Raw genomic sequence first — 24,388 nt, 5'->3', positions numbered from 1 at the left:
CCTCCGGCATACGGTATCTTGCCGGCTGCCGATAGTCGCAACATCCGAATATGCCATGAATAAGTATGCACTGGGTCTGCTGACTGCCGCTGGCCCCGAGCCTCGGCACCATCAGCCAAAGCCAGCTGGATGCGCCGGATGGGTACGAGCTGCTGGCCGGGCGCTACGAAACGGAAAAGGAATTTCGGAAGGCGCCGCCCGTATTTCTGCGTTTTGCGCGGCAGCAGTGGCGCAACTGGTCGGTGCGAGACGTGCCGGAACAGCTCTAGACATCTTAGGGGCAGTGGTCGAAAACTTCCGGCCAAGCTGCCGCGTTTGCACTAAGAATCTGTTTTTTTCTGAACCAAGCTTCCAACGATATGCAAACCTGGAATGATGTTATCCGGCTGGCCAACCACGGCAGCCCCGCCCCCGACCGGCGCGTAGAGAAAACCGATGCTGAGTGGAAAGCCCAGCTCACGGCCGAGCAATACCACGTGACGCGCCAGCACGGCACGGAGCGCGCCTTCACGGGCGAATACTGCGAGGCGCACGAAGCCGGCCTCTACGCCTGCATCTGCTGCGGCGAGCCGCTCTACGACTCGCGCACCAAGTTTGAAAGTGGCACCGGCTGGCCCAGCTTCACGCAGCCCGTCAAGGAAAACGCCATCAGATACAGGAAAGACACCAGCTACGGCATGACCCGCGTGGAAGTGCTCTGCAACGTCTGCGACGCCCATCAGGGCCACGTTTTTCCGGATGGCCCGCCGCCCAGCGGCCTGCGCCTGTGCATCAACTCGGCGGCCGTGAAACTGGTAAGTGAGCCGCAAACGGCATAAACCCAGCCATTTTCTGCCCAAAGAAAATATTCCGCAAAACCGTCGTTGGCAAAGAGCCCAGCGGCGGTTTTTGCTTTGAGCCGTCTGCTGAAGAAAAACTACCGACTTTCGCACCCCCGTCGGCGCTCGTGCGTTTATCCGGCAGGCTTGCCTCCTGACCTTCACTTCCTACTTCCCCACCCCATTATGTCACTTCTCTTCACTGATTTTGCCTCCTGGCAGGCGCACTGCGCCGCTACCGGCGAGCCGCTCTACCAGCCGGTGCTGGCCTACGAAATCGAGCAGAAAGGCCGTTCCGAAGAAGAAATCTGGAACGGGCTGCAGCGCGCCTACGACGTAATGCGCGACGCCGTGCAAACCGGCCTCACCCAGGACATGACTTCCCGCTCGGGCATGGTAAACAACGGCGCCAAGAAAATTGCCGCCTCACCAGTCACGGTGCTTTCGCCGGAATTCAAGCAGCTTGTGACCCGGGCCATGGGTGCCAAGGAGGTGAATTCGTGCATGGGACGGGTAGTGGCAGCGCCTACAGCCGGCGCTTCCGGCATACTGCCCGGCGTGCTCGTAACGCTGCAGGAATTGCATCAGCTCACGGACCGGCAGGTGCTCGAAGGCCTGCTGGTGGCGGCCGGCATTGCCCTGATCATCGAGCAGAATGCGTCGCTGGCCGGGGCCGTAGGCGGGTGCCAGGCCGAAACCGGCTCGGCAGCGGCAATGGGCAGCGGCGCCATCGTGTACTGCCTGGGCGGAGATGTTGACCAGACGTTTGCGGCCGTTGCCATCACCATTCAGTGCATGCTGGGCCTGATCTGTGACCCGGTGGCCGGCCTGGTGGAAGTGCCCTGTATCGTGCGCAACGCCTCAGCGGCGGCCATTGCCTTCAGCTCCGCCCAGATTGCCATTGCCGGCGTCAATCCGGTCATTCCCGTTGATCAGTGCGTAGCGGCGCTGGGCGAAGTGGGGCAAAGCATGGAAACCCGCTACAAGGAAACCGCGCTGGGCGGCTTGGCCAACACCACCCGCGGCCGTGAAATCGAGAAAATGGTGCTCGTGCAGGATGTCCAGATTCTGCCCGACGAAGGAGAATAAACTCGCTAGCTTTCTGCTTTCCCGTAGTCACAAAAAAAGGGCCTTCCCACGTGGGAAGGCCCTTTTCGTTGCGGAAAGGCCGAAGCCTATTCTTTCGTGATGCGGCGCACATCGAGTCCGCCTTCAGTGCGGGCACGCAGCAGGTACACGCCAGCCGGCAGCTGCCGCATATCCAGCGTGGCTTTCTGCACGCCGGTGCGGCCGGCGGCCGAGGTGCTGAGCACCAGCTGGCCCACGGCATTGTAGACGTTGAGCTCCGTGGCGTTAGCGTAGCCGCTCAGCTCCACCGTGACGTGGCCGTCGGTGGTGGGGTTGGGGTAGACGCTCAGCGAGGCGCCGGCCAGCTGCTTGAGGCTGCTGTTGACCAGTAGCGGAGCCGAGGGCAGCGAGGCGCAGGTGGTGGTGGCGTTGGTCACCACGACGGTGTAGGAACCGAACTGGGCGGCCGAGTTGACCACGTACGTCTGGCTGGTAGCCCCCGCAATGGCCACCCCGTTCAGGTACCACTGGTTGCCCGTGGCGCTGGAGCTGCTGAGCGTGGTGGTGGCGCCGTTGTAAACCGGCGACACCGTCGGCTGAGCAGGACGGGCGTTGATGGTCACGGAGAACGTAGCCGTTGCAGCCGTGCAGCTACCGCTGGCCGCAATGGTGTTGGTCACGGTGTAAGTGCCGGCGGCGGAGGTGCTCAGGTCGATGGCGCCGGTGGTGGCGTTGATTACCAGGCCTGTGCCCGAAGCCGAGAACGTACCGGCCATGGCACCCGTGCCAAACACCGGAACTGCCGTGCCGGTAGCACCGGCGCAGTAGGTGGCGTTGGCGTAGGAGAAGGTAGCGGCCGGGGCCGTCGTGATGGTCAGCACCGTTTGGGCCGTAGCCGGGGCGCAGACCGTGCCATCGGTCGTGAGCGTAATCGTGACGCTGCCGGCTGCCGCATCAGCGGCCGAAGGCGTGTAGGTGGCGTTCAGCGTGGTAGCATTGGGCGAGAAAGTGCCCGTGCCCGTGCTGGTATAGGTGCCGGTGGTAGCCGAGCCGCCTACCGTGCCGGCCAGCTGATAGGCCGAGTTGGCGCAGGTGCTGGCCGTAGCGGGCAGCGAGGCCGTCGGGGTAGCCGACACGTTCACCTGGATAGGCGTACGGGTGCTGATGCACTCACTTGTTACCTGCCAGTTGTAGAAGTAGTAGTAGCTGGTCGAGTTACCCGAGATGTAGCCGTTGGTAACGCTCACGTTGCCGCTGGGCGAAGTGTAAGGGAAGCCACCCAGCGTGGATTCGCGCACCAAAGCGGGGCCGCTCACGGCAATCAGGCGCAAGCCGGTACCGGCCGGAATATCGAAGTTCAGCGCTACGGGGAAGGCCACAGTGCCATTGCCGGCCGGAACGGCTACCGTAGCCGTCAGGCCCGGCATCAGCACGCCGGCGTTGTCCTGCACCTGAATCACCAGGTTGCCGGCCACACCTGCCGGATATACGTCCAGCGAAATCAGGCGGAAGGGGCTGCGGGCCGTGAACACGAGCCCATAGTTGGTGGGGCTGGTGTTGGAAGTAGAAACAGGGGCCAGGCGGCCAGCCACTTCTACGCTGCTGCTGACACCTTCTACATAGAACTGCTGCGAGGCCGTAAGGGCCGGCGTGGTGAAAGTAGCGCCGGTAGGCGTGGTGGTAGAAGTCAGCGGGGTGCCGCCGGTAGCTACATCAAAGAAGCGGAGCGTGGTGCCCGTGGCCGCCGTAGCCGTCAGGGTGGCCGTGCTGCCTTCGCAGACTGCCACCGGAGAGTTGGTAGCCGTTACCTGCGGATTGGTTACGGTTACGGTCAGCACGTTGGAGGTAGCTACGTTCGAGTTGCAGCTCACCAGGGCCCGGTAATACGTGGTCTGCGTCAGCACCGGAGTGGTGAACGTGGTGCCGGTAGCGCCGCTGATGTCCGTGAAGGTTAAGTTGTCGGTGCTTTGCTGCAGCTGAACGCTGCCATTGGCCGCGCCGGTCAGCGTCAGGCTGGCAGTTCCGCTCACGCAGAAGATGGCAGTAGGGGCGGCCAGTACGCCGGCGGCCGGAGCCACCACTACCCGCGTAGGAGCAGGAGCCAGCAGGTCGTTGGCCGGGTTCACATCGCCCGTCATCGTAGCCGAAACAGCAAACGTGTAGGTGCCGATAGCCGTCATGTCCAGCGTACCGGGCAGGGTCACGTTTTGCGTGGTGCCGGCAGCCAGCGTGCCCGTGTTCAGCGTAGTCGTGAAGGTTTGAGCGGAGCCGCTCGGAAGCGTCACCACCACGCTTACCGTGGCAGGAGTCGTAGCGAAGTCCAGGGCCGCACCGCCCGCGCTGCGGATGGTAACCGTTACGGTTTCGGCCGGGCTGTAGCAGGTAGTGCCGGTGGCGGGGGCCACCAGCGCAACCGCTGCCAGGTCGCTGGTCAGGGGCTGGGCAAACTCGTCGGCGCCCAGGTCGGGGGTAGTGGCCGAGCGGGTTTCCCCGTCAAAGTCGATGGTCACGGATACAGGCGTACCGGCGTTGCTCAGTTCGATGGAGTTCGACACGTGCAGGTCGGTGGCCGACGTAAACATCGGCTCACTCGACACGGAGTTGGCATCCTGCGAAGTCGCAGTCCGGACATCAGCCAGCGTCGCCTTGTCGCTGGCAATGTAGGCCAGCACGCCGTTGTTGCCACTCACGTAGTAGTCGTTGTGGTTGATGGTGCCGAAGCTGGCCGCCGTGGTGGCGTACAGGGCATACGACTTGGAGCTGGCGCCACCGCTTATGCTGTTGGCCAGCACGTTGTTGCGCAGGTCCAGGCCCGTTACGGAGCTGGTGGTTACCAGCAGTGCCGCGCTGATGTCGGTGGTGCCCGTGCCGGTGAAGGCGCCGGTCAGGTTCACCGAGTTGTAGTACACCTTGGTGCCCGTGCCTCCGGCCAGCCGGATACCGAACGGGTTGTACAGGTTGGAAGTACCGTCGCCGTCGGTGATGATGTCCGAAATCATGTTGTTGCTGATTTCGTTGCCGGCAGTGTTGGTGGTGCTCGAAATGCTGATGCCATAAGCGCCCCAGCCGCCGGTGTTGGTCGAGCGCAGGCCACTGATGTAGTTGCGGCTTACTACTGCGTTGGCCACGTTGGCGCCCAGCTCAATGCCCGCAGTGGTAAAGGCAGTGGTATTCACCATGCCCACAATGCGGTTCTGGCTGATCTGGGGCGCGGCGGCGGCTACTACATCAATGCCGCGGAAGGTGACGGTGCCGGCTGCCGTGAGGCTGCCGATCTGGTTGCCGCTCACCTGCAGGCCATTGAGCAGGCCGGTGGCAGTGCCACGCGCATAAATGGCCGAGTAAGCCGTGCTGATGACGTTGTTCTGGATAACCAGGTTGTCATTGTCGGCGCCCGTGCCGGTGCCGCTGAGCGTAGCAGCGGCCGCGTAAATCCCGAAAGAGGTGCTAGACGTTGGGTTGCCGCCCACAATGTTCAGGTTTTTGATGGTGGCGTAGGTTGCGCCGGCCGCTTCGCCGAGGCTGGTGAGCCACACTACTGCCGACGTGCCGGGGGTGGTGCTGGTCAGCGTCAGGTCGCGCGAGTCAGTGCCGTTGGCCGAGCCGTCAATAGTCACGTAGTCAGCGCCGTTGAGCTGCAGCACGGCCGTGGCCGAGGCGCTGCCCGTAACGCTGGCCGTAACGCCCGTGTTGGGCCTGATGGTCAGAGTATGATTGGCGCTGGCATCAGTATTGGCATTGAATACTACCGGGAACGTTTCTCCCGTAGCGGCCGAGTAGGTGGCATCAAGCAGGGCAAACGTCACGGCACCGGACAGGTTGTTGTTGTTGTAGGCCGAGGCGGCCACCGTGAGGGTGGCAAAAGTGCGGGCCGGAGCCGGCGACGTGCCGGTGCCCACGTAATACACGCCGCTCAGGCTGCCCTGAATGAAGAACTGGCTGGGCGTGCCGCTGAAGGCCGTACCGGGAGGGTTGTTGCCGGAAGCGCCCACCGGGCCGCTGCTTATGTTGCCGGCGGCCGCGTTGTCCTGAGCCGCTACGTAGTACTGCACCACATCCAGGCCGGTTACGCCGCCAACGGCCGCGAAGTCAAACGTGAATGTGTAGACGCTGCCGCTCACGCTGGTGGCATTCACAAATACGTAGGCGCCGCTCGTGCCCTTGCGGTAGTAGAGGCGCGGCGCGTTGGCACCCGTCGCAATGCCGCTGGCGTCCGTAATGGTGACGTCGAGCGTGCGGTTGGTAGTGGCGCTGGTGGTGCCCAGGGCCGTGTACGTGATGGTCGGGCCGCTCAGGTCCTGCGGCGTGAAAGTGCCTTCATCGGCCCCCAGGTCAGGCGCGGTAGCATTGCGCGTGTCGCCGTCAAAGTCGGAGGTGATGTCGGTGATGGCCACGCCGCCGCTCTCAACCTGCGTCGGGACGGTGGTATTGATGTGCAGGTAAGTGGCGTCCGTGCCGGTGGTGCTCACGAAGGCCACATCCTCCGTAACGGAGTTGGACTCGCGCGGCGCAGCAAAGGCTTTGTAGTCGGCGATGGTCTGCTTGGCGTTGGTAGCGGCGGTAGTGCCCTCTACGTACAGCAGATTCGTAGCCGAAGGCGTGCCCGCGTAGTACAGGTTGTTGTTGGTGCTGGCGCCCAGGTTGGCTGGTACCGTACCCGCCGTGCCCGAAACGCGGCGCAGAGCGGCGGTGTAGCCGCCCGTGCCCGCTGCCACCGACTTATTGACAACTATGTTGTTGCGCAGGTTGAGCGTGGTAGGCGTGGTCGTGAGGTATACCCCCGACGTGCCGAACGTAGCGCCGCTGCTGCTGGCATTCAGATAGATGGTATTGAAGGACGCGTTGATGGTCGTGCCGACGTTGCAGAACAGGCCCACTACTGCGTTCAGGCCCGTGGCCGCTGGTGCCCGCAGGTCCCCGATCAGGTTGTTGTAGAGCGAGCTGGTGGTGCCACCAGCCACGTACAGCCCATACACCAGGGCGCTGGTGCCCGTCCCCGACAGATTGAAAATCCTGTTGCGGTAGATGTTGGTCGTAGTGGCCGAGGCAGAAATACCATACACGGTGCTCGAGGTGCCTGTGCTGCTCAGGCCGCTGATGGTGTTGTCGAAGGCGCTGAAACCGGCAAAGCCCGTATTGGTGAAATACATGCCGTAGATGGTGCCGCCGGCGCTGATATCCCGCACAATGTTGCCATTGAACTGCGAGGCCGCCGACCCGTAGGCCGTGTGGAGGCCATACACGGTGCCGGTGCCGGCCGTGATGTTGCGGAACGTGTTACCCGTACGCACTTGGGTTTCAGTGCTTGAAGTGTTCGAGTAAATGCCGTACAGCGCGCTGGTGCCCGCCACCGTCACGTTGCTGATGGTGGTGTTGCTGACGGTATGCGTGCCCGTGCCGGCGGTGGCGACGTTGTAGTAGCAGTACACCGAGCCCGAAGCGCCCGTGCGGGTTACGTTGCTGATCTGGTTGTTCAGAACGTTGATTACCGCGGCGCTCGTGTTGTTGTAGAGCAGGTAGGTGGTGCCGGTGTTCGAAAGCGTCGCCGTCACGCTGTTGCCGGTCATGTTCACCGTGGCCGGGGTGGCCCCGTTGTTAATCCCGTTCACCGTGGCCGACGTGGCCGTTGTGTAGGTCAGGGCCACCGTGTTGTTGGTGATGTTGACCGTGTTGCTGGCGGGCGTGCTGCCGGCACTGTTCTCAATGCCCGACAGCGCGGTTGTTGTGCCGCCGCTGGCCACGGTCACCACGTTGCTGGTGATGTCAATGTTGGCCGACGTGCCCGAGGGCGTGTAGATGCCGCGCAGCGTGCTGGTGACTGTGGAGGCGGCTACCGGCGTCGAGGCCGTGGCGGACGTGTAGTTGAGGGTGCTGTTGATGGTGTTGCCCACAATCCGGAACCCAACCTGGTTGGAGCCGCCAACGCCCCAGGCCGAGGCCGTGCTGCCAAAGTTGCCGACCGTGTTGCCGGCCGTGCCCCCGATTTCGTTGTCGGCATCCGCGAAGCCCGCTGCCGAGCTGCCCGAAAACTGAATGCCGGTTGCGGCGTTGCTCACCACGTTGCCGTACACCTTGTTGCCAGAGTTGGTGCCGGCCGCGCTGGTCACGGCCAGAGCCGTACTGGCGGTTGCCAGCGAGTTGGCCCCGTAGATACCGATGGTATTCGGGTTGGCTTTGTTCAGCGTTACCACGCAGTTGCGGATGACGTTGAACTGAGCGCCATCGGTAGCGGAAGCCCGGAACAGTGCGTAGCCGAACTCAGCCTGCTCTGCCGTCGTGGTATTGGTGGCGCTTTCGGCCAGGTCAATACCGTCGAACGTCACGTAGTCGGCCCCCACGAGCTTAATGATGGCATCCAGCGTGGTGCTGGTGCTGCCGGAAGCGGCCGTTACGAGCGGATTGGCCCCGGTACCGACCTTGCGGAACACGATGGGCGCCGAGCTGGTGCCGGTAGCCGTCAGCGTCAGGTTAATAGCCGACTCGGTGTAGCCCGCTGCCACGTTGATGGTAACCCCACCTGCTGGCACTCCGGCAGTATTCAGGTCAGCTACGGCCGCCGCGAGGCTGGCATAGTCGCCGGGTAGCGTGCGAACGGTCTGGGCGTGCGCGGCCGTAGCGCCCAGCAGCCCCAGAACGGCCAGGGCTGGCAGGCGCCGCAACCAGCGGCCGGTGCGCCGCGCCGCAGCCGGGGGAGGGCCTGCTGGGTTAGGCATGGGTAAAGGTGTGTGCATACAGGGAACAGAATGGTGAAAAAATGGGTGAAAAGTGGGAGGGAAAAGGACTGAGCCCGCGTAGGCCATGGCGCGAAAAGCGCATGGCTGCAGCAGAGCATCAGAGGGCAGGAAGAGGTAAGAAAAGCAGTTTCGCTACCAGCAGAGCCAGGGTAGAATGCTGTGGCAGCTCAGAAAGCTGCATTTTCAGGACGTGCACCGCGCCTTCGCTCAGCAAAAGCGGCGCTGCACAAGCAGATAAAAACAACACCAGCCACAGGCGTTGGGTAAGACGCACACTGGCTGGAAAGTACTATGAGTTGAGCTTAAGGGCCTGAAAAATACAGGTTCTACGGCACTATCCAAGTGCCTGAATGCAACATTCAGGCAATAAAAAAGGCCAGCCCCTCTCAGGGCCGGCCTTTTGATGAATCGGAGAAGCACTTAGCTTATTCGGATAATAGGCTTTGTGAAGTATATAAAAGCGGGTATGCGTTGAGAATTAGCGGCTTCGCGCCTTCCACATCTTCCGGAACGACTGCGGCGCTACCTCCAGCGCGTCGCGGCGCTTGTTCCAGCCTACCTGGCTGAGCAGGCGCAGCAGCACCCAGTTTTTGGCGCGGGCCGGCAGCAGGTCCAGCAGGCGGCGGTTCTTCATGGCCAGCAGCCACAGCCGGATGGCCGTGCGCTCATCTTTTTCGGTGAGCTGCTCCCGCACGGCCTGCTGCCGGTTCTGCAGCAGCAGATTATGAATCGGAATCTTGACCGGGCACACCGAGGTGCAGGCGCCGCACAGGCTGCTGGCGTAACTCAGGTGCTTGTTTTCGGCCATGCCGCTCAGGTGCGGGCTGATAACCGAGCCGATGGGGCCGGAGTACGTGGTTTCGTAGGTATGGCCGCCGATGTTCTTATACACCGGGCAGATGTTGAGGCAGGCCCCGCATCGGATGCAGTTCAGGGCCTCGCGCTGGGCCGGCTGGGCCAGTAGGTTGGTGCGGCCGTTGTCGAGCAGCACCACAATCATTTCGTCGGGGCCGTCCTTTTCTAGGGGCTGGCGCGGCCCGGTATAAATGGTGTTGTACACCGTCACTTGCTGGCCGGTGCCGCTGGTGCTCAGCAGCGGCCAGAACAAGTCCAGGTCTTCCAGCTTCGGAATCACCTTCTCGATGCCCACAATGGCAATGTGCGTGCGCGGAAACGTGGCCGACAGCCGGGCGTTGCCTTCGTTTTCAGTGACGCACACGGCGCCGGTGTCCGCAATCAGGAAGTTGCCGCCCGTAATGCCGACTTCGGCGGTGGTGTATTTGTTGCGCAGCAGGTGGCGGGCCGTGAGCACCAGTTTCTGGGCGTCGTCGGTGTACTCGATGCCGAGATGCTTCTCGAAGATGCGCGCAATATCGAGCCGGCTCAGGTGCATGGCCGGCGTCACGATGTGGTAGGGCCGCTCGCCGTTCAGCTGCACGATAAACTCGCCCAGGTCCGTCTCCACCGACTCGATGCCGTTCTGCTCCAGAAAGTGGTTCAGGTGGATTTCTTCGGTGGTCATGCTCTTGGCTTTCACCACCGTGCGGGCGTGGCGGCGCGCCATTATCTTCCCGATTTCCCGCAAAGCCTCGTCGGCGTTCTGCGCCCAGATGACTTTGCCGCCCCGCGCCGTGAAGTTGCGCTCAAACTCCAGCAGGTACTCATCCAGGCGGTTTATCACCGTGGATTTGAGGTAGGAGGCCCGCTCCCGCGCCAGCTCATGGTCGTGGTAGAAGCCCAGGCCGGTGCTCACGGCCGCGTTGTACTTGCCAATGTTGAAGCGGATTTTGCGCCGGTGCTCCAGGTCGAAGGCCTTGGCATCGGAATCGGCAAGAAACTGGGTGGCTTTGGAGGCTTTGTTGGCTGGGGTGGTCGTCGTCGGGTTCATGGCTTTCAGCAGTTAGACCAGCAGATACCGGCAAATATAAAAACCCGCCGGCCCCGGAAGGGCTCGGCGGGTTTTTGAAGTTCGCTGCAACAGGCAAAAGCCCCTCAGGCAGCGTCGCAGCTACTTTTTATTGGAGTCCACAACTACGCGCGTGTCGCGGTTGGCCAGTTCCCAGGCTGCGTGAAACACGAGGCGGGCCCGCTTCTCCATCTTCGGAAACTCAATCTTGTCGACTTCATCCCCGGCGCCGTGGTAGTCATCGTGCACGCCGTTGAAGAAGAACGCCACCGGAATGCGGTGCTTGGCGAAGTTGTAGTGGTCGGAGCGGTAGTAGAAACGGTTTGGGTCCTCGGGGTCGTTGAAGCGGAAGTCGAGGTCCATCTTCGTGTACTTCTCGTTGGAGTTGAGCACGATTTCGTGCAGCTCCGACGAGAGTTTGTCGGAGCCGATAACGTACACGTAGTCGCCTTTGCCTTCGTGGTCCTTGTCGGTGCGGCCTATCATGTCGGTGTTCAGGTTGGCTACCGTCTGCTCCAGCGGGAAAATGGGGTGGTCGGTGTAGTATTCCGAGCCCAGCAGGCCCTTTTCCTCGCCCGTTACGGCCAGAAACAGAATGCTGCGGCGCGGGCCGCGGCCTTCGGCCTTGGCTTTGGCAAACGCCTGGGCCATTTCCAGCACCGTCACCGTGCCCGAGCCGTCGTCGTCGGCGCCATTGTGCACTTCCCCGTCGATGATGCCGATGTGGTCGTAGTGAGCCGACAGCACCAGCACTTCTTCCTTTTTATCGGTGCCTTCGAGGTAGCCCAGCACGTTTTCCGTCACGAAGTCCTCGGTTTTCTTGGCGGCTTTCACCAGAAACTTGGCGGGCTTGAAGGTGCTGGCAGTTGGCTTGCCGGCCTTGTTCACGGCGGCGGTATACTTGGTTATACCGGCGGCATTCGTGCCCAGCAGCTTGTAGCCCACTTCCGGCGACACGAAAAACGCGGCCCGGCGTCCGCCCGGCTTGGCATCCTTAAACGAAATGCTGGGCCGGCTCACGTACTGCGACATCCGCGCCGAGAGCTTGCTGAAGTTGTTGTTGGGGTTGAAATCGACGAAAAACACCGAGCGGGCGCCTTTCTCGGCGGCCAGAGCGGCCTTGGCCCGGAAGTCGTTGCCCCATTTGCTGCCCGCGCCGTCTTTGCCCAGCAGCGCTTTGCCGTCGGCCGAAGTAGGCTCGCCGAGCATGATGAGCAGGTCCTTGCCCTTCACGTCTTTGCCGGCGTAGTCGGAGTAGCCGTCCTGCTCGATGCCGTAGCCCACAAATACGGGCTGCACCGAGGTTTCCTGCTGAAACGGCGAGGTGCCCATGGCGTAGAAGTCGGTCATCCACTTATAGGTCTGGCCGGCTACTTTAAGCGTGGCGCCGTCCTGCCAGGTGGTACGCTCCATGGTGAAGTGCTGCAGGAACGGGTTGTCCGAGTCTTTCACCGGTCCGGTCAGGCCCAGCTTCTGAAACTCTTTGCTGAGGTAGTCAGCGGCCATCTTCTGGCCTTTCTCGCCGGTTTCGCGGCCTTCGTAGGCATCCGACGCCAGAATGGTCAGGTGGGTGCGCAGGTCCTGCTGCGAAATGGTTTCGGCGTAGGTGCCGGCCCAGTCGGGCTGGTCGGGGGTAGCGGCCGGCGCGGCAGCAGCGGGTTGGGCCGCCGCCTCGGTTTTGGCTTTGCGCTTGGTCTTAACCTTTACTTTTTCGGGAGCCTGCTGGGCCACGGCCGCCGAAGCGAAGCCCATTGCCAGCGTCAGGGCCAGGAAAGAATGTCTGTTCATAGACGACGATTAGTGAATGCGTGAGAGAGCCAAAGGGAAACTGTGAGGAAGGCGCGGCTCACTGCAGCGCGCCTTCCTCACCTAGTCACTGTTTCGGCGGTTAGGGTTGCACAATCAGCACCGAAGCATAGGCGGCTACTCCTTCGCGCCGGCCCACAAAGCCCAGCTTTTCAGTGGTCGTGGCTTTGATGCTGATGTCGTTGGTTTCGATGCCCATCACCTCGGCCAGCACCTGCTGCATGTGCGGAATGTGCGGGTTCACCTTGGGGGCTTCCAGGCACACCGTAGAGTCGATGTTGGAGATGCTGTAGCCCCGCTCGCGCAGCAGGCGCACTACTTCGGCCAGCAGCCGCTTGCTGTCGATGCCTTTGTACTGCGGGTCGGTATCGGGGAAGTGAAAGCCGATGTCGCGCAGGTTGGCCGCGCCCAGCAGCGCGTCGCAGATAACATGAATGAGCACGTCGGCGTCGGAGTGGCCGAGCGCGCCGTGCGTGTGCGGTACCTGAATGCCGCCGAGCCAGAACGGCAGGCCTTCCTGAAGCTGGTGAACGTCGTAGCCGAAGCCGGTCCGGATTTTCATGCGCAAAAGAAGAGGAGAGGATCAGTTAAAAAGCCGGCCAGCACGGGCCGGCTACCGCGTAAAGGTAAGAGGCGGCGGCACGTGGCCCTCCACGCCCGCCCAAACCCCGCGTGGCCGGCCCGTGAAACAGAAAAAAACAGGCCTGGGATTAAGGTAAAGCAGGGCCTTCAACGTCAGCGGCTCAAATGGAACTATCCGGCACCAGAAAGCGCTAAGGAAAAATAATGGAAACTTTGGAAACAATGAAAGTTGCCGTCGTATCTTTGGGCCCGGAAGTGACTATGGAAATCAAGAACCGAATCTTACTGGCTGCCACGGAGCTGTTTACGCGCAACGGCATCAGAAGCGTATCAATGGACGACATTGCCACGCACCTGAGCATGTCGAAGAAGACGCTCTATAAGTGGTTCGACAACAAGGACCAGATAGTGGAAGGCGTGATGCGCCAGCACCTGAACCAGACGCAGGGCGAATGTGAGGTGCTGATAGGCAAAGCTCCTTCCGCCATTGGCGAGTGGTTTGGCATGCTGGACTGGATCCGCAGCCAGTTTGCCGGCATCCATCCGAGCATTTTCCACGACCTGAAGAAGTACTATCCCGCGTCCTGGCAGCTGTGGCTCGAACACAAAAACCACTATATCCTGGCCCAGATTATAACCAACCTGCGCCGGGGCATGTCCGAAGGGCTCTACCGCGCCGACCTCGACGTGGAAGTGCTGGCCCGGCTGCGCCTGTCTCAGATTGAGCTGGCCTTTAATGAAAACGTGTTTCCGCCGCAGACTTTCGACCCGCAGCGCGTGATTGTAACCGCACAGGAGCATTTCATGCTGGGCGTTGCCACGCTGGAAGGGCACCGCCTCATCAACAAATTCCGTCAGGTGACGGACGAAGTATAACCACTTTCCGCTCCAGTTTCAACACTCTCATGAAACGAACTATCAGACCCTTGCTGCTGGCAACGGTGCTCTGCGGACCTCTGGCGGCCGCACAGGCCCAGGTTGGCAGCGCCCCAACGGCCCAGCAGGTGGGCACCATGCCGCTGACCTTGCAGCAGGCCATCGACTACGCCGTGAAGAACAAGCCGACCCTTCTGGCTACGCGCCTGGGCGAGCAGACCGCCAAGGCCAAAGTAGGCGAGATTCGCGCGGCCGGCCTGCCGCAGGTGAACGTAGCGGCCAACGTAGCCGACAACTTCAAGCTGCAGAAGGCGTTGGTAGATTTCGGGGCACTGGGCGGCGGCTCCTCTGCCACGGCCCTGACGCCCGCCGACGTGGCGGCTGCCCAGGGTGGCCAGACCGTAAACCTGGGAACCGTGACGCTGCCCTCCGAGCCGGTGCCGCCGCAGGCATTTGCGTTCGGGCTGCGGTATGCCGGCAACACCAGCGCCTCCGTGTCGCAGCTGCTGTTCGACGGCGCCTACCTGATTGGCCTGAAAGCGGCCAAAGTGTACGAACAGCTGGCTCAGAAGCAGACCCAGCAAGCCGAAATAGACGTGGTGGAGCAGGTGAGCAAAGCCTACTACAGCACGCTGGTAGCGCGCGAGCGGCTGGCCCTGCTGGCCCGCAACGTGCAGCGCCTCGATACGGTGCTCTACCAGACCAGCGAAACTTTCAAAGCGGGTTTTGCTGAGAAGCTCGACGTAGACCGGCTGCGCGTACAGCGCAACAACCTGGTGGTGGAGCAGCAGAAAGCGCAGCGCCTCACCGACCTCAGCATTGCGCTGCTCAAGTTCCAGATGGGCCTGCCCCAGGAGCAGAGCGTAGCCCTCACCGATTCGCTCGGGGCGGCTGTAGTAGATGCCGGTGCTCTGCGCCGGCGCCTGGGCGTAGCCAGCGCTACCACCGGCGGCGGCGTAACAGGCCTGGGCGGCGTACCCGATGCTCCGGCTCCGGCCGGCACCACGCCCGACCAAACCCGCCAGGACCAGCAGACTGCCCTCAGCGGCGGCCGCACCAGCCAGCTGTCGGCGTCTTTCAACTACAACAACCGCATTGAGTTCAGCACGTTGGAGACTCAGCAGGCGCTTGCCGGCCTGGACCTGGCCAACCGCCGCGCTGGTGCTTACCCGCGCCTGCTGGCAACGGCAGCCTACGGTTTCTCGGGCTCGGCCAAAGAGGCCGGCGACCTGTTTGCCTTCCGCGGCCCCGGTTCGCGGGCTTCCAACGGCTTCCCCAACCAGAACTGGTTTGGCTTCGGTAACGTGGGCCTGAGTTTGCAGATTCCGGTGTTTGACGGTTTCCGCCGCAAGTACCAGGTGCAGCAGGCCCGCATTCAGCAGCTCACCATTGAGAAAGGCTTCGAGACGCTGCGCCAGAGCATTGACCTGCAGGATGCGCAAAGCCGCACCACGCTCATCAACGCGCTGGACGTGCTCGACAACCAGAAAGCCAACCTCGACCTGGCTTCCGACGTGGCCCGCGTGTCGCGCATCAAGTTTCAGGAGGGCGTAGGCTCCAATCTGGAAGTAGTATCGGCCGAAACCGCGCTGCGCGAAGCCCAGACCAACTACTACGCCGCCATCTACGATGTGCTGGTAGCCAAAGTAGACCGTGACAAAGCCACGGGTGAATTGTTTAATCAGGCCCGCAAGTAAACCGCTGGGGGTCAGAGGCCGGGAACCGGAAGCTTCTGATTCAGTTTCTACCATGTCTTCCGGTTCCTAACTTCTTGCTACTCTCTTCTTTTCCTATGAAATACTCTACCTCCGCGGCCGTTCTGGCACTGACGCTGCTCGCGGCCTGCGGCCAGAAAGATCCGGCTGCCGAGCTGGCCAAGCTGAAACAGGAGCAAGCCTCCAACCAGGCCAAGATTGCCGAACTGGAAGCCAAAGCCGGTGCATCCGGTGCCGCCGAAGCCGTTCTGACCACGCCCGTATCGGTGATTAAAGTGGCGCCGGAGAGCTTCACCAGCTACCTCGAAGTGCAGGGCCGGGTAGATTTCGACCAGAACGCTACCGTATCGGCGCGCGCGGCCGGCACCCTTACCAGCCTGCGCGTGCAGCGCGGCGACCGGGTGAGCAAAGGCCAGACGCTGGCTACCGTGGACGCTTCGGTGCTGGATGCCAGCATTGCCGAGCTGCGCACCCGCATGGACCTGGCCCGTGTGATTTACGAGAAGCAGGACCGCCTCTGGAAGCAGCAGATTGGCACCGAAATCCAGTATCTGCAGGCCAAAAACAATTACCAGGCGCTGCAGCGCAACATGGCTTCGCTCAATCAGCAGCGCGCCCTCTACAGCGTGGTGGCGCCCTTCAGCGGCACCGTGGATGATGTGCTGCCCAAGATTGGCGAAACCGTAGCGCCCGGTGCGCCTGTAGTGAAGCTGCTGAGCGGCGGCGGTACCGGCAAAATCATCGTGGACGTGTCGGAAGCCTATGCCAACCGCATCAAGGTGGGCGACAAGGCGCTGGTGCGCATTCCGGACCTGGGCACCGACGAAATGCCCGCTACCGTACGCGTCGTCACCAGCACCATCAACCCGACCAGCCGCACGTTTACCACCGAGCTGCGCCTGACCGGCTCCAAAGCCGGCCAGCTGCGCCCCAACATGGTGGCCAACGTCCGCATCCAGAACTACGCCAGCCAGAACGCTACGGTACTGCCCGTAGACCTGGTGCAGAAAGACGAACAGAACAGCTACGTGTTGGTGGTGGCTTCGGAAGGCGGCAAGCAAGTCGCCAAGAAGCGCATCATTCAGGTGGGCAACACCTACAATGGCAAAGTGGAAGTTACCAGTGGCCTGCAAGCCGGCGACCAGGTAATTTCTGCTGGGTATCAGAACCTGAACGAAGGCCAGGTGGTGAGCCTGTAAGCAGCATGAGAGCTGCTGCTCTTAGCTGAGGAAAGCAGGCCCGTCTACCACCCCCGCAACGACCATATCATGCAGGATATAGAAAAAGAGTTTGGGCCCACCAGTTGGTCCGTCGACAATAAGACCACCATTTACATCATCACGCTGTTGCTCTGCGTGGCGGGTATCTTTTCCTACATCAAGCTGGGCAAAGAGAAGTTTCCCGATATCGTGATTCCGCGCATCATCGTGGCCACGATTTACCCGGGCACCTCGCCAACCGACATCGAGAACCTGGTGACCCGCCAGCTCGAGAAGGAAATCAAGAGCGTGAACGGGGTGAAGAAGATTTCTTCGACCTCGAACCAGGACTATTGCATCGTGGACGTGGAGTTTGACTCCGGCGTAGACGTGCAGTATGCCAAGCAGCTCATCAAGGACGCCGTGGACAAGGCCGCCAACGAGCTGCCCAACGACCTGCCCTCGCCGCCTACCGTGCAGGAAGTAAACCTGTCGGAGCTGCCCATCATGAACATCAACCTGGCGGGTAACCTGACGACTACCCAGCTCAAGAAGTTCGCCGACGACTTCCAGGACAAGATTGAGGCGCTGCCCGAAATTACCCGCGTCGACATCATCGGCGCGCTGGACCAGCAGGTGAACGTGGACGTGGACCTGAACCGCCTGCGCGCTTCCCGTCTGAGCTTCTCGGATATCAGCGCCGCCATTGCCCGCGAGAACATTACGATTTCGGGCGGCTCGGTGAACGTCGGTGACCAGAAGCGCGCGGTGCGCGTGGCCGGCCAGTACGTGCGCGCCGCCGATATTGCCAACATTCAGGTGAAGAACCTGAACGGCGCGGCCGTGCGCCTCGGCGACATTGCCACCGTCACGGATGCCTTCAAGGACCGCGAATCCTATGCCCGCCTCGACGGCAAGACGGCCGTAACCCTGAACGTTATCAAGCGCCAGGGCGAAAACCTGATTGACGCCTCCGATAAGATCAAGGAGATTATCAAGGACTCGAAAGAGAGCCTGCCCAAGGAGCTGACCATCACCGTGACGGGCGACACCTCGAACGACACCCGCGTGACGCTTCACGACCTGATCAACACCATTATCATCGGCTTTATTCTGGTAACGCTGATTCTGATGTTCTTCATGGGCACCACCAACGCCTTGTTCGTGGGCCTTTCCGTGCCGATTTCCATGTTCTTGGCCTTCCTGCTGCTGCCCAGCTTTGGGTTTGCCCTGAACATGATTGTGCTCTTCGCCTTCCTGCTGGCTTTGGGTATTGTGGTCGATGACGCCATTGTGGTAATCGAAAACACCCACCGCCTGCTGCACGAGCACCCCAACCTGACCACCGCCCAGGCCGCCAAATACGCCGCCGGTGAGGTGTTCATCCCGGTGCTGGCCGGTACCCTGACGACTGTGGCGCCGTTTGTGCCGCTGATGTTCTGGCCGGGTATCGTGGGCTCGTTTATGTTCTACCTGCCCGTTACGCTGATTCTGACGCTGATGTCGTCGCTCATCGTGGCCTTCATCATGAACCCGGTGTTTGCCGTGAGCTTCATGGAGCGCGAAGACCACCACGCCGAAGACAACAAGCCCAAGCTGACCAAGAATTTCCTGATTGCCATGGGCGTATTGCTGCTCATTGCCATCATCGGCTACGTGTCGGGCTCAACGTTTGTGGGCAACCTCACGCTGACGGTTATCGTGCTCTGCTTCCTCGACAAGTTTGTGTTCATCCACATGATTGCCGGGTTCCAGACCAAGGTGCTGCCTCGTTTCCAGAACGGCTACGCCAGCGTGGTGCGCTGGGCCATCAACTGGCCCTGGATGATCCTGGGCAGCATGATGGTGCTGTTCGTGGTGGCGTTGTTCGCCCTCATGGCCCGCAGCCCCAAAGTAGACTTCTTCCCCTCCGGCGACCCCAAATTCGTGTACACCTACCTCAAAATGCCGGTTGGCACGCGGGTAGAGGTAACGGACTCGGTGGCGCGTGAGTTGGAGAAGCGCATCTACAGCGTCATCGGCAAAGACAACCCCGATGTGGAATCGGTGATTACCAACGTAGCCATTGGCGCCAACGACCCCAGCGAAGCCTCGGCTTCCGGGACGTCGCAGTCCAACCTGGCCAAGGTAGCCGTAGCCTTCAAGGAAATGAGCGACCGGAAAGGCCCGGCTACCAGCACCTACATGGACAAAATCCGGGAGGTGGTGAAAGGCATTCCGGGTACCGAAATTTCGGTGGACAAGGAAGCCAGCGGCCCGCCCACCGGCAAGCCGATTGCCATTGAAATAGCCGGCGACGACTATCCTACGCTGATTAAGCTCTCCAAAGACGTTACGCGCTACATCGAGTCCAAGAAGATTGGCGGTATTGAGCAGCTGCGCTCCAACCTGGAAGACCGCAACCCCGAAATTGCCGTGGATATCAACCGCGTGCGGGCCAACCGGGAAGGCATCAGCACGGCCCAGATTGGCTCCGAAGTACGCACGGCCATCTATGGCACCGAGGCCAGCAAGTTCAAGACCCCCGATGATGAGTACCCGATTCAGGTGCGCTACGCCGAGCCCTACCGCTCCGACGTGGACGCCATCCTGAACTCGCCGCTCACCTTCCGCGACGCTACCGGCGCCATCCGTCAGGTTCCGATTTCCTCGGTGGCCGATGTGCGCTACGGTACCACCTACGGCGGCATCAAGCGCAAAGACGTGAAGCGCGTCATCACTGTGTCGTCTAACGTGCTTAGCGGTTTCACCGGCCCCGATGTGGTGCGCCAGATCGAAACCACGCTCAAAGCCTACCCGACGCCTCCGGGCTACTCCATCAAGATGGGTGGCGCGCAGGAAGACCAGCAGGAAACCAGCTCGTTCCTGGGCGTAGCCGCCGTAGGAGCCATTGCCCTGATTTTCCTGGTGCTCGTGATGCAGTTCAACTCGGTGAGCAAGCCGGTCATCATCCTCACCGAAATCTTCTTCTCCGTGATTGGGGTAATGCTGGGCCTGGCCATTACGGGCATGAACATCAGTATCGTAATGACGGGCGTGGGCATTATCGCGCTGGCGGGTATCGTGGTGAAAAACGGTATTCTGCTGGTAGAATTCACGGATATGCTGCGCAGCCAGGGCATGCCGCTGCGGGAAGCCATTGTAATGGCTGGCCGCACGCGTCTCAACCCCGTAATTCTGACGGCCACGGCCGCCACCCTGGGTCTGATTCCGCTGGCTATTGGCCTGAACATCGACTTCTATGAGCTGTTCAACTCCGGCCACGCCAACTTCTTCATCGGTGGCGAGTCGGTAACGTTCTGGGGCCCGCTGGCCTGGACCATCATCTTCGGTCTGGTGTTTGCTACCATCATCACGCTGGTGGTGGTGCCCGTGATGTACCTGCTGACCGAAACACTGAAGCTGAAAATTTTCGGCCAACCGGCCAATACCGATGCAACCGATTCGTTGGAGCAGGACTCTACGGTTCGGCAGCGGGAGCTGACCGAAGCATAATATGCGTAGTTGGTAGTGGGCACGCAGGCTATTTGGCCTTGATGCTCAGGCGCCTGTGCCCACTACCACTCTCATCTTTTCCAACCCCAGTACCATGTCGTACTCAGTTATGATTGCCTCCACGACAACCTCCGACGCCAAATCTATCCAGCAGCAGGTGCTGCGTATTATCAGCAAGCGCAAGGCCATCAAGGCCCGTCGCCTGCGTATCAGCAGCAGCCTGAGCCGGGAGCTGGGCTTCGATACCGTAGATGTGGTAGATATTATTCTGGAACTGGAGCGCAACTTTCACATCACGATTCCCGATGAGGTGCCGCTAGCCACCGTCGGCGACTTTGTGAGCTACGTGGCGTCGCATACCAAGGCCGCCTAATACTTGCCCGCCATGCATAGCAAAGCGGCCCGGAACGATTGTTCCGGGCCGCTTTGTCGTTTCTGGCAGAATGGGGGAGTGGGTTTAGCGCACGTTGCCGCCTGTGTCACCGCCGCTGGGGCGGGCATCGGCGGAGCGGTTAGGCTCCCGGCTGCTGTCGGTGGTAGTGGCCGCCACATCGGCGTGGGACGCGGCCGGGGTGGCGGGCGTATCGGTTGGTGCCGTAGCCTGGGCCGGCTTCGGCTGGGCCGAGGGCTTGCTGGCGGCTTTCGGCGCGTCGTCCTCAATCACCTGCGCGTCCTCAATTACCTCGGGGCGGGTTTTCTCCCACTCCGAAAACTTATCCAGCTCTTCCTTGATGGTGGTGCTGAACCACGCTACCAACGCTACGTCATCGAGCAGTCCCAGCACCGGAATAACATCCGGAATCAGGTCAATCGGGCTCATGAAGTAAATCGTAACGGCCACGGCGGCCACTACGGTACCGGTTGGCAGGCCCGTATACTCACCTGAAACTGAAGCCCGAATCAGGCGGAACAGCGTCTGTAGCGTTTCCCAGGCTTCCTGGGCCAGGCTACCGATGTCGTTCTTGTCGCTGGCCTTCTGGTAGGCATCGTTCAGCAACTGCTTGATGCGGGTGGGCTTCTTGATGTACTCTTCGGCCTTGCCAACAAACTTTTTGAATAGCGGCGAAGCGGCTATGTGTTCGCCTTTGGGGTTTTGCTTATCCATGACGGGAGAGAAGAAAACGGGAGATGATGCACGCGGGCGCCGGCGGCACCGGGCTGCTGCCTGCCTATACTGTTTCGCCGCAAAATGGTTATGCACCCCCGAACTACCAACAAAAACGCCTCACCCGGGAGGAGTGAGGCGCTGAAAAAGCAGCAGGTGAGCCGGTTAATTGACGGCCACGCGGCCAGCGGCGTAGAAGTTGCGCTGGTAGTAGGCCTGGGTCAGAGAGCTTACCATAACGCCGCCATTGGTAGCGGAGTGGGCAAACTTGCCGTCCTTCAGATAAATGCCAACGTGGTAGATGGGCTGGCCCGGACCACGACGAAAGAAAACCAGGTCGCCGGTTTCCATTTCGGTTTTGGCAACACGCTTCACGCTCTGGAACATAGAGCGGGAGCTGCGCTGCAGTGTGATGCCGTATGCTTCTTTGAAAACCCGGGTCACGAAGCCCGAGCAGTCGGTGCCTTTCTTGGAGTTGCTGCCGTAGCGGTAGGGGGTGCCCATCCAATCAAGAACGGTGCGCAGCAGCGTGGTGTTTTCGGTGCGCTCCAGGTGTACGCCCAGGGCTTGGCCGTAGTAGTCGTAGGCAGCAGAGTCGCTGGCTGCGGTAGGCTTTTCCTCGTCATCGGAGAAAAGGCCGGAGAAGAGAGATGCTTCAGCTGTAACGGGGGCAGAAGCGGAAGTATCGGAGGCGGGAGCTTGTTCGAAGAGGAAAGAGAGGGCCATAGCGGCCGCGGCGAGGCAATACAGGGAAATATTCTTCATTGTCCGTCGTGGGGTGGCAAAATCGGTTGTCGGAAGCAGGCCGAGGGAACCGTTAAGTACTTCTTTCGTCGATAGAAGCGGATGGAAAAAAGAGGCAATAAATTCGTTAAAAGACGGCGAAAAAGAGCGGACTCTATCTTCGCCGATGGTTAAAGCTAGGACTAAAAATTTGAAACACCGCCTTTTTTGCGGTCGAGTTGTGTGATATTCTTCCTATAAGACAAATTATTATCCAGCAAGAACAACAAGGCGCGCAACCATATCGGCTATCTGTTGCGTATACTCCGCCCGGTTTTTTGCTTCCTCATGGCTCCTCCCCGCATCATCGAAAACTCGCCATTAGCCAGACTGGCGCGGCTCAAATTGGGCACCCAAAGCGTGGCTATGGTGCTGGGCAGCAGCATCCATTTAAGTGGGGCTACTAAAGAGGAGTTTCTAAGCGACCCTTACTGGGTAGCGCACGAAATGGAGCACATCCGCCAGTTTCAGGAACACGGCCGGTTGGGCTTCCTCGTGAAATACCTGCTGGGCTGGATGCGCCACGGCTACTACAACATTCCGTTTGAGGCCCAGGCCCGTGAAGCCGGCCGCCGCGACGCACCCTTGTATGCGCGCGGGCTGCCCCTGCCAGACCCCGCTACTATGCACCAGGGCGCGCAGAGCTAGCACCTCCCGCGGTATAGCAACCTCCTGTACTAGAGCGTAGCCAGCCGGCCACCATCAGCTACCAAGGTGGTGCCGTTGATGAAATTGGCTTCGGAGGAGGCCAGAAAGCAGATGGCCGCCGAAAGCTCTTCGGGCGTGCCCACCTGTCCGGTGATTTTCTCTTTGCCGCTCTTCACGTTGGGGTTGCTCCACAGCAGCGGCGTATCTACGGCGCCCGGCGCCACGGCATTGATGCGGGCATGCGTGTGCGGAATCTCCTGGCTCAGACCCCGCACAAAGGCCTCGATAGCGCCCTTGCTGGCCGCGTACGGAATGACATTGGGCGTAGTCTGGTGGGCGTGCACCGAGCTGACGGCCACAATGCTGCCGTGCTTCATGTGGGGCAGGCACAGCTGCGTAAGCCGGAACAGGCTGCGCACGTTCACCTGAAACAGGGTGTCCCAGCTTTTGGGGGCGAGCTTGAGCAGGGGCTCAAAGGTCATCATGCCGGCATTGCAGACCAGCACATCTATCTTCTTCCACACGGCCAGCGTTTTGCCGACAGCCGCAACCAGCTGCGCATCGCGGCCTATGTCGGTGCGGATGAATTTGGCGGTGCCGCCCGCGGCAGCTATTTCGCGCACTACCTCACGGCCTTCCTGCGTGTCGCGGCCGATGATGGCTACCAGGCCGCCTTCCTGCGCCAGCTGCACAGCTACCGCCCGGCCAATACCGGAAGTGCCTCCCGTAACGAAGCAAACTTTATTCTGAAAACGCTGCCGCATACCGGGAGTCTGGAGTGTAGATGCTGCCGCTTCTGTCGGCGGCTCCGTAGAAACGCCAGGCCGGTTTATAAGTTTAGCTGCCGGCCGGATTTCGGGCCGGACCTGGTCGGCCAGGCACACCCGACTGAAAGCCAGCGGCCAAAACCGAAACCTAAATCCGAGTTTTCTCGAATAGGGGGCAGGGGTTGTCGGAAGACAGCTCTGCTCGTTAGTTGTACTCTTAACCCACATATCGTCATGGACAACAAACAAAACCAGCCGAATTCAGGCGCCTCTTCTTCGTCTTCCAATGCCGCTAGCAAGCCGGCTTCGCAGTCTTCTACTTCGGCTTCCACTTCTTCGGCCAGCCAGTCGGGCAGTAATTCGGCTACTTCCGGCCGCCAGAACCAGCAGCCCGCCTCGGCCGCTACCAGCGCCAGCTCGCGCCAGCCGCAGCCCGAAGCCCAGAATAAGGCCACAACTACTCCATCGGCGGCCAGCACTACTGCTACCTCCGATGCCAACACCACGGAAAACAAAAGCAGCCAGCAGGACGGCCAGCGCAAGTCGTGGCTCGACCAGGAACAGTGGGCCAAGAGCGTAGACCAACTGCCCCAGTCCCTGAAAGACTTCGGCAGCAAAGCCATGGAGCAGGTAAACAGCCTCTCTACCACGCAAAAAGTGGTGGGCGGTGCCTTGCTCGTAAGCGGCCTGAGCTGGCTGGCTATGCGCGGCAAGAGCAGAAAAAGCTCCGTAACGGGCGACTCGCGCTACACGCCCACAGGCGAATCCAAGTGGAAGTCCGGCAGCGAATCAGTGTACCGCGGCTCCACCTCGTCGTTGCGCGACGATGCCAACGATACCGGCTTCTAGCACCCTAAGTAGGCACTGCTACATGTCAGGCAGTGCT

At 61.0% G+C, this 24,388-nt stretch carries 16 protein-coding genes; 9 read left to right on the top strand and 7 right to left on the bottom strand.

The window, feature by feature from the left end:
- Positions 1–359 precede the first annotated feature (359 nt).
- Positions 360–818: a peptide-methionine (R)-S-oxide reductase MsrB gene (gene msrB, locus BUE15_RS00725; protein ID WP_073280777.1), complete on the top strand. Its 459-nt coding sequence runs from the start codon at positions 360–362 to the stop codon at positions 816–818.
- Between the two features lie 186 nt (positions 819–1,004).
- Positions 1,005–1,907, top strand: coding sequence for an L-serine ammonia-lyase, iron-sulfur-dependent, subunit alpha (gene sdaAA / locus BUE15_RS00720; RefSeq protein WP_073280776.1), 903 nt, complete (start codon positions 1,005–1,007; stop codon positions 1,905–1,907).
- Between the two features lie 86 nt (positions 1,908–1,993).
- Here sdaAA and BUE15_RS00715 read toward each other — a convergent pair whose 3' ends face one another.
- The 4 genes from BUE15_RS00715 to ispF form a co-directional block, all read right to left on the bottom strand.
- A complete protein-coding gene (locus BUE15_RS00715; protein WP_073280775.1) occupies positions 1,994–8,599 on the bottom strand; it encodes a T9SS type A sorting domain-containing protein in 6,606 nt (2,201 codons plus the stop codon).
- 499 nt (positions 8,600–9,098) lie between these two features.
- On the bottom strand, positions 9,099–10,508 hold the full coding sequence (locus tag BUE15_RS00710; RefSeq protein WP_073280774.1) for a LutB/LldF family L-lactate oxidation iron-sulfur protein: 1,410 nt from the start codon (positions 10,506–10,508) through the stop codon (positions 9,099–9,101).
- 120 nt (positions 10,509–10,628) lie between these two features.
- Complete coding sequence (locus tag BUE15_RS00705; protein ID WP_073280773.1) at positions 10,629–12,314, bottom strand: M28 family peptidase; 1,686 nt, start codon at positions 12,312–12,314, stop codon at positions 10,629–10,631.
- Between the two features lie 100 nt (positions 12,315–12,414).
- A complete protein-coding gene (gene ispF, locus BUE15_RS00700; RefSeq protein WP_073280772.1) occupies positions 12,415–12,894 on the bottom strand; it encodes a 2-C-methyl-D-erythritol 2,4-cyclodiphosphate synthase in 480 nt (159 codons plus the stop codon).
- A gap of 242 nt (positions 12,895–13,136) precedes the next feature.
- Here ispF and BUE15_RS00695 point away from each other — a divergent pair, with 242 nt between their 5' ends.
- From BUE15_RS00695 to BUE15_RS00675, 5 genes are all read left to right on the top strand, one after another.
- The gene (locus tag BUE15_RS00695) at positions 13,137–13,790 is read left to right on the top strand and encodes a TetR/AcrR family transcriptional regulator (protein ID WP_244535842.1); all 654 of its coding nucleotides are present in this window, start codon (positions 13,137–13,139) and stop codon (positions 13,788–13,790) included.
- Positions 13,791–13,819: 29 nt separating this feature from the next.
- Entirely contained in the window at positions 13,820–15,487 is a 1,668-nt protein-coding gene (locus BUE15_RS00690; RefSeq protein WP_084548725.1) for a TolC family protein, read from the top strand.
- 95 nt (positions 15,488–15,582) lie between these two features.
- Complete coding sequence (locus BUE15_RS00685; protein WP_073280769.1) at positions 15,583–16,704, top strand: efflux RND transporter periplasmic adaptor subunit; 1,122 nt, start codon at positions 15,583–15,585, stop codon at positions 16,702–16,704.
- Positions 16,705–16,773: 69 nt separating this feature from the next.
- Positions 16,774–20,199 (top strand): efflux RND transporter permease subunit, encoded by a 3,426-nt coding sequence (locus tag BUE15_RS00680; RefSeq protein ID WP_073280768.1) that lies wholly within the window; start codon positions 16,774–16,776, stop codon positions 20,197–20,199.
- Between the two features lie 94 nt (positions 20,200–20,293).
- Positions 20,294–20,572: an acyl carrier protein gene (locus BUE15_RS00675; protein ID WP_244535841.1), complete on the top strand. Its 279-nt coding sequence runs from the start codon at positions 20,294–20,296 to the stop codon at positions 20,570–20,572.
- An 84-nt stretch (positions 20,573–20,656) separates the two neighbouring features.
- Here the strand turns inward: BUE15_RS00675 and BUE15_RS00670 are convergent, their stop codons facing one another.
- Together BUE15_RS00670 and BUE15_RS00665 are read right to left on the bottom strand one after the other, a co-directional pair.
- Positions 20,657–21,304, bottom strand: coding sequence for a YkvA family protein (locus tag BUE15_RS00670; protein WP_073280766.1), 648 nt, complete (start codon positions 21,302–21,304; stop codon positions 20,657–20,659).
- Between the two features lie 165 nt (positions 21,305–21,469).
- Complete coding sequence (locus tag BUE15_RS00665; protein WP_073280765.1) at positions 21,470–22,069, bottom strand: C40 family peptidase; 600 nt, start codon at positions 22,067–22,069, stop codon at positions 21,470–21,472.
- 306 nt (positions 22,070–22,375) lie between these two features.
- On the opposite strand from BUE15_RS00665, the gene BUE15_RS00660 reads away from it, so the two are divergent.
- A complete protein-coding gene (locus BUE15_RS00660; protein WP_073280764.1) occupies positions 22,376–22,735 on the top strand; it encodes a hypothetical protein in 360 nt (119 codons plus the stop codon).
- Between the two features lie 29 nt (positions 22,736–22,764).
- Here BUE15_RS00660 and BUE15_RS00655 read toward each other — a convergent pair whose 3' ends face one another.
- The gene (locus BUE15_RS00655; protein WP_073280763.1) at positions 22,765–23,499 is read right to left on the bottom strand and encodes an SDR family NAD(P)-dependent oxidoreductase; all 735 of its coding nucleotides are present in this window, start codon (positions 23,497–23,499) and stop codon (positions 22,765–22,767) included.
- A 237-nt stretch (positions 23,500–23,736) separates the two neighbouring features.
- On the opposite strand from BUE15_RS00655, the gene BUE15_RS00650 reads away from it, so the two are divergent.
- Positions 23,737–24,351, top strand: coding sequence for a hypothetical protein (locus BUE15_RS00650; RefSeq protein WP_073280762.1), 615 nt, complete (start codon positions 23,737–23,739; stop codon positions 24,349–24,351).
- The last annotated feature ends 37 nt before the right edge of the window (positions 24,352–24,388 follow it).

It is taken from the genome of Hymenobacter psychrotolerans DSM 18569, assembly GCF_900142395.1.
Lineage (GTDB): Bacteria > Bacteroidota > Bacteroidia > Cytophagales > Hymenobacteraceae > Hymenobacter > Hymenobacter psychrotolerans.
Note: the sequence above shows the minus strand (reverse complement) of the source record. Positions and strands in the feature narration are given on the sequence as shown.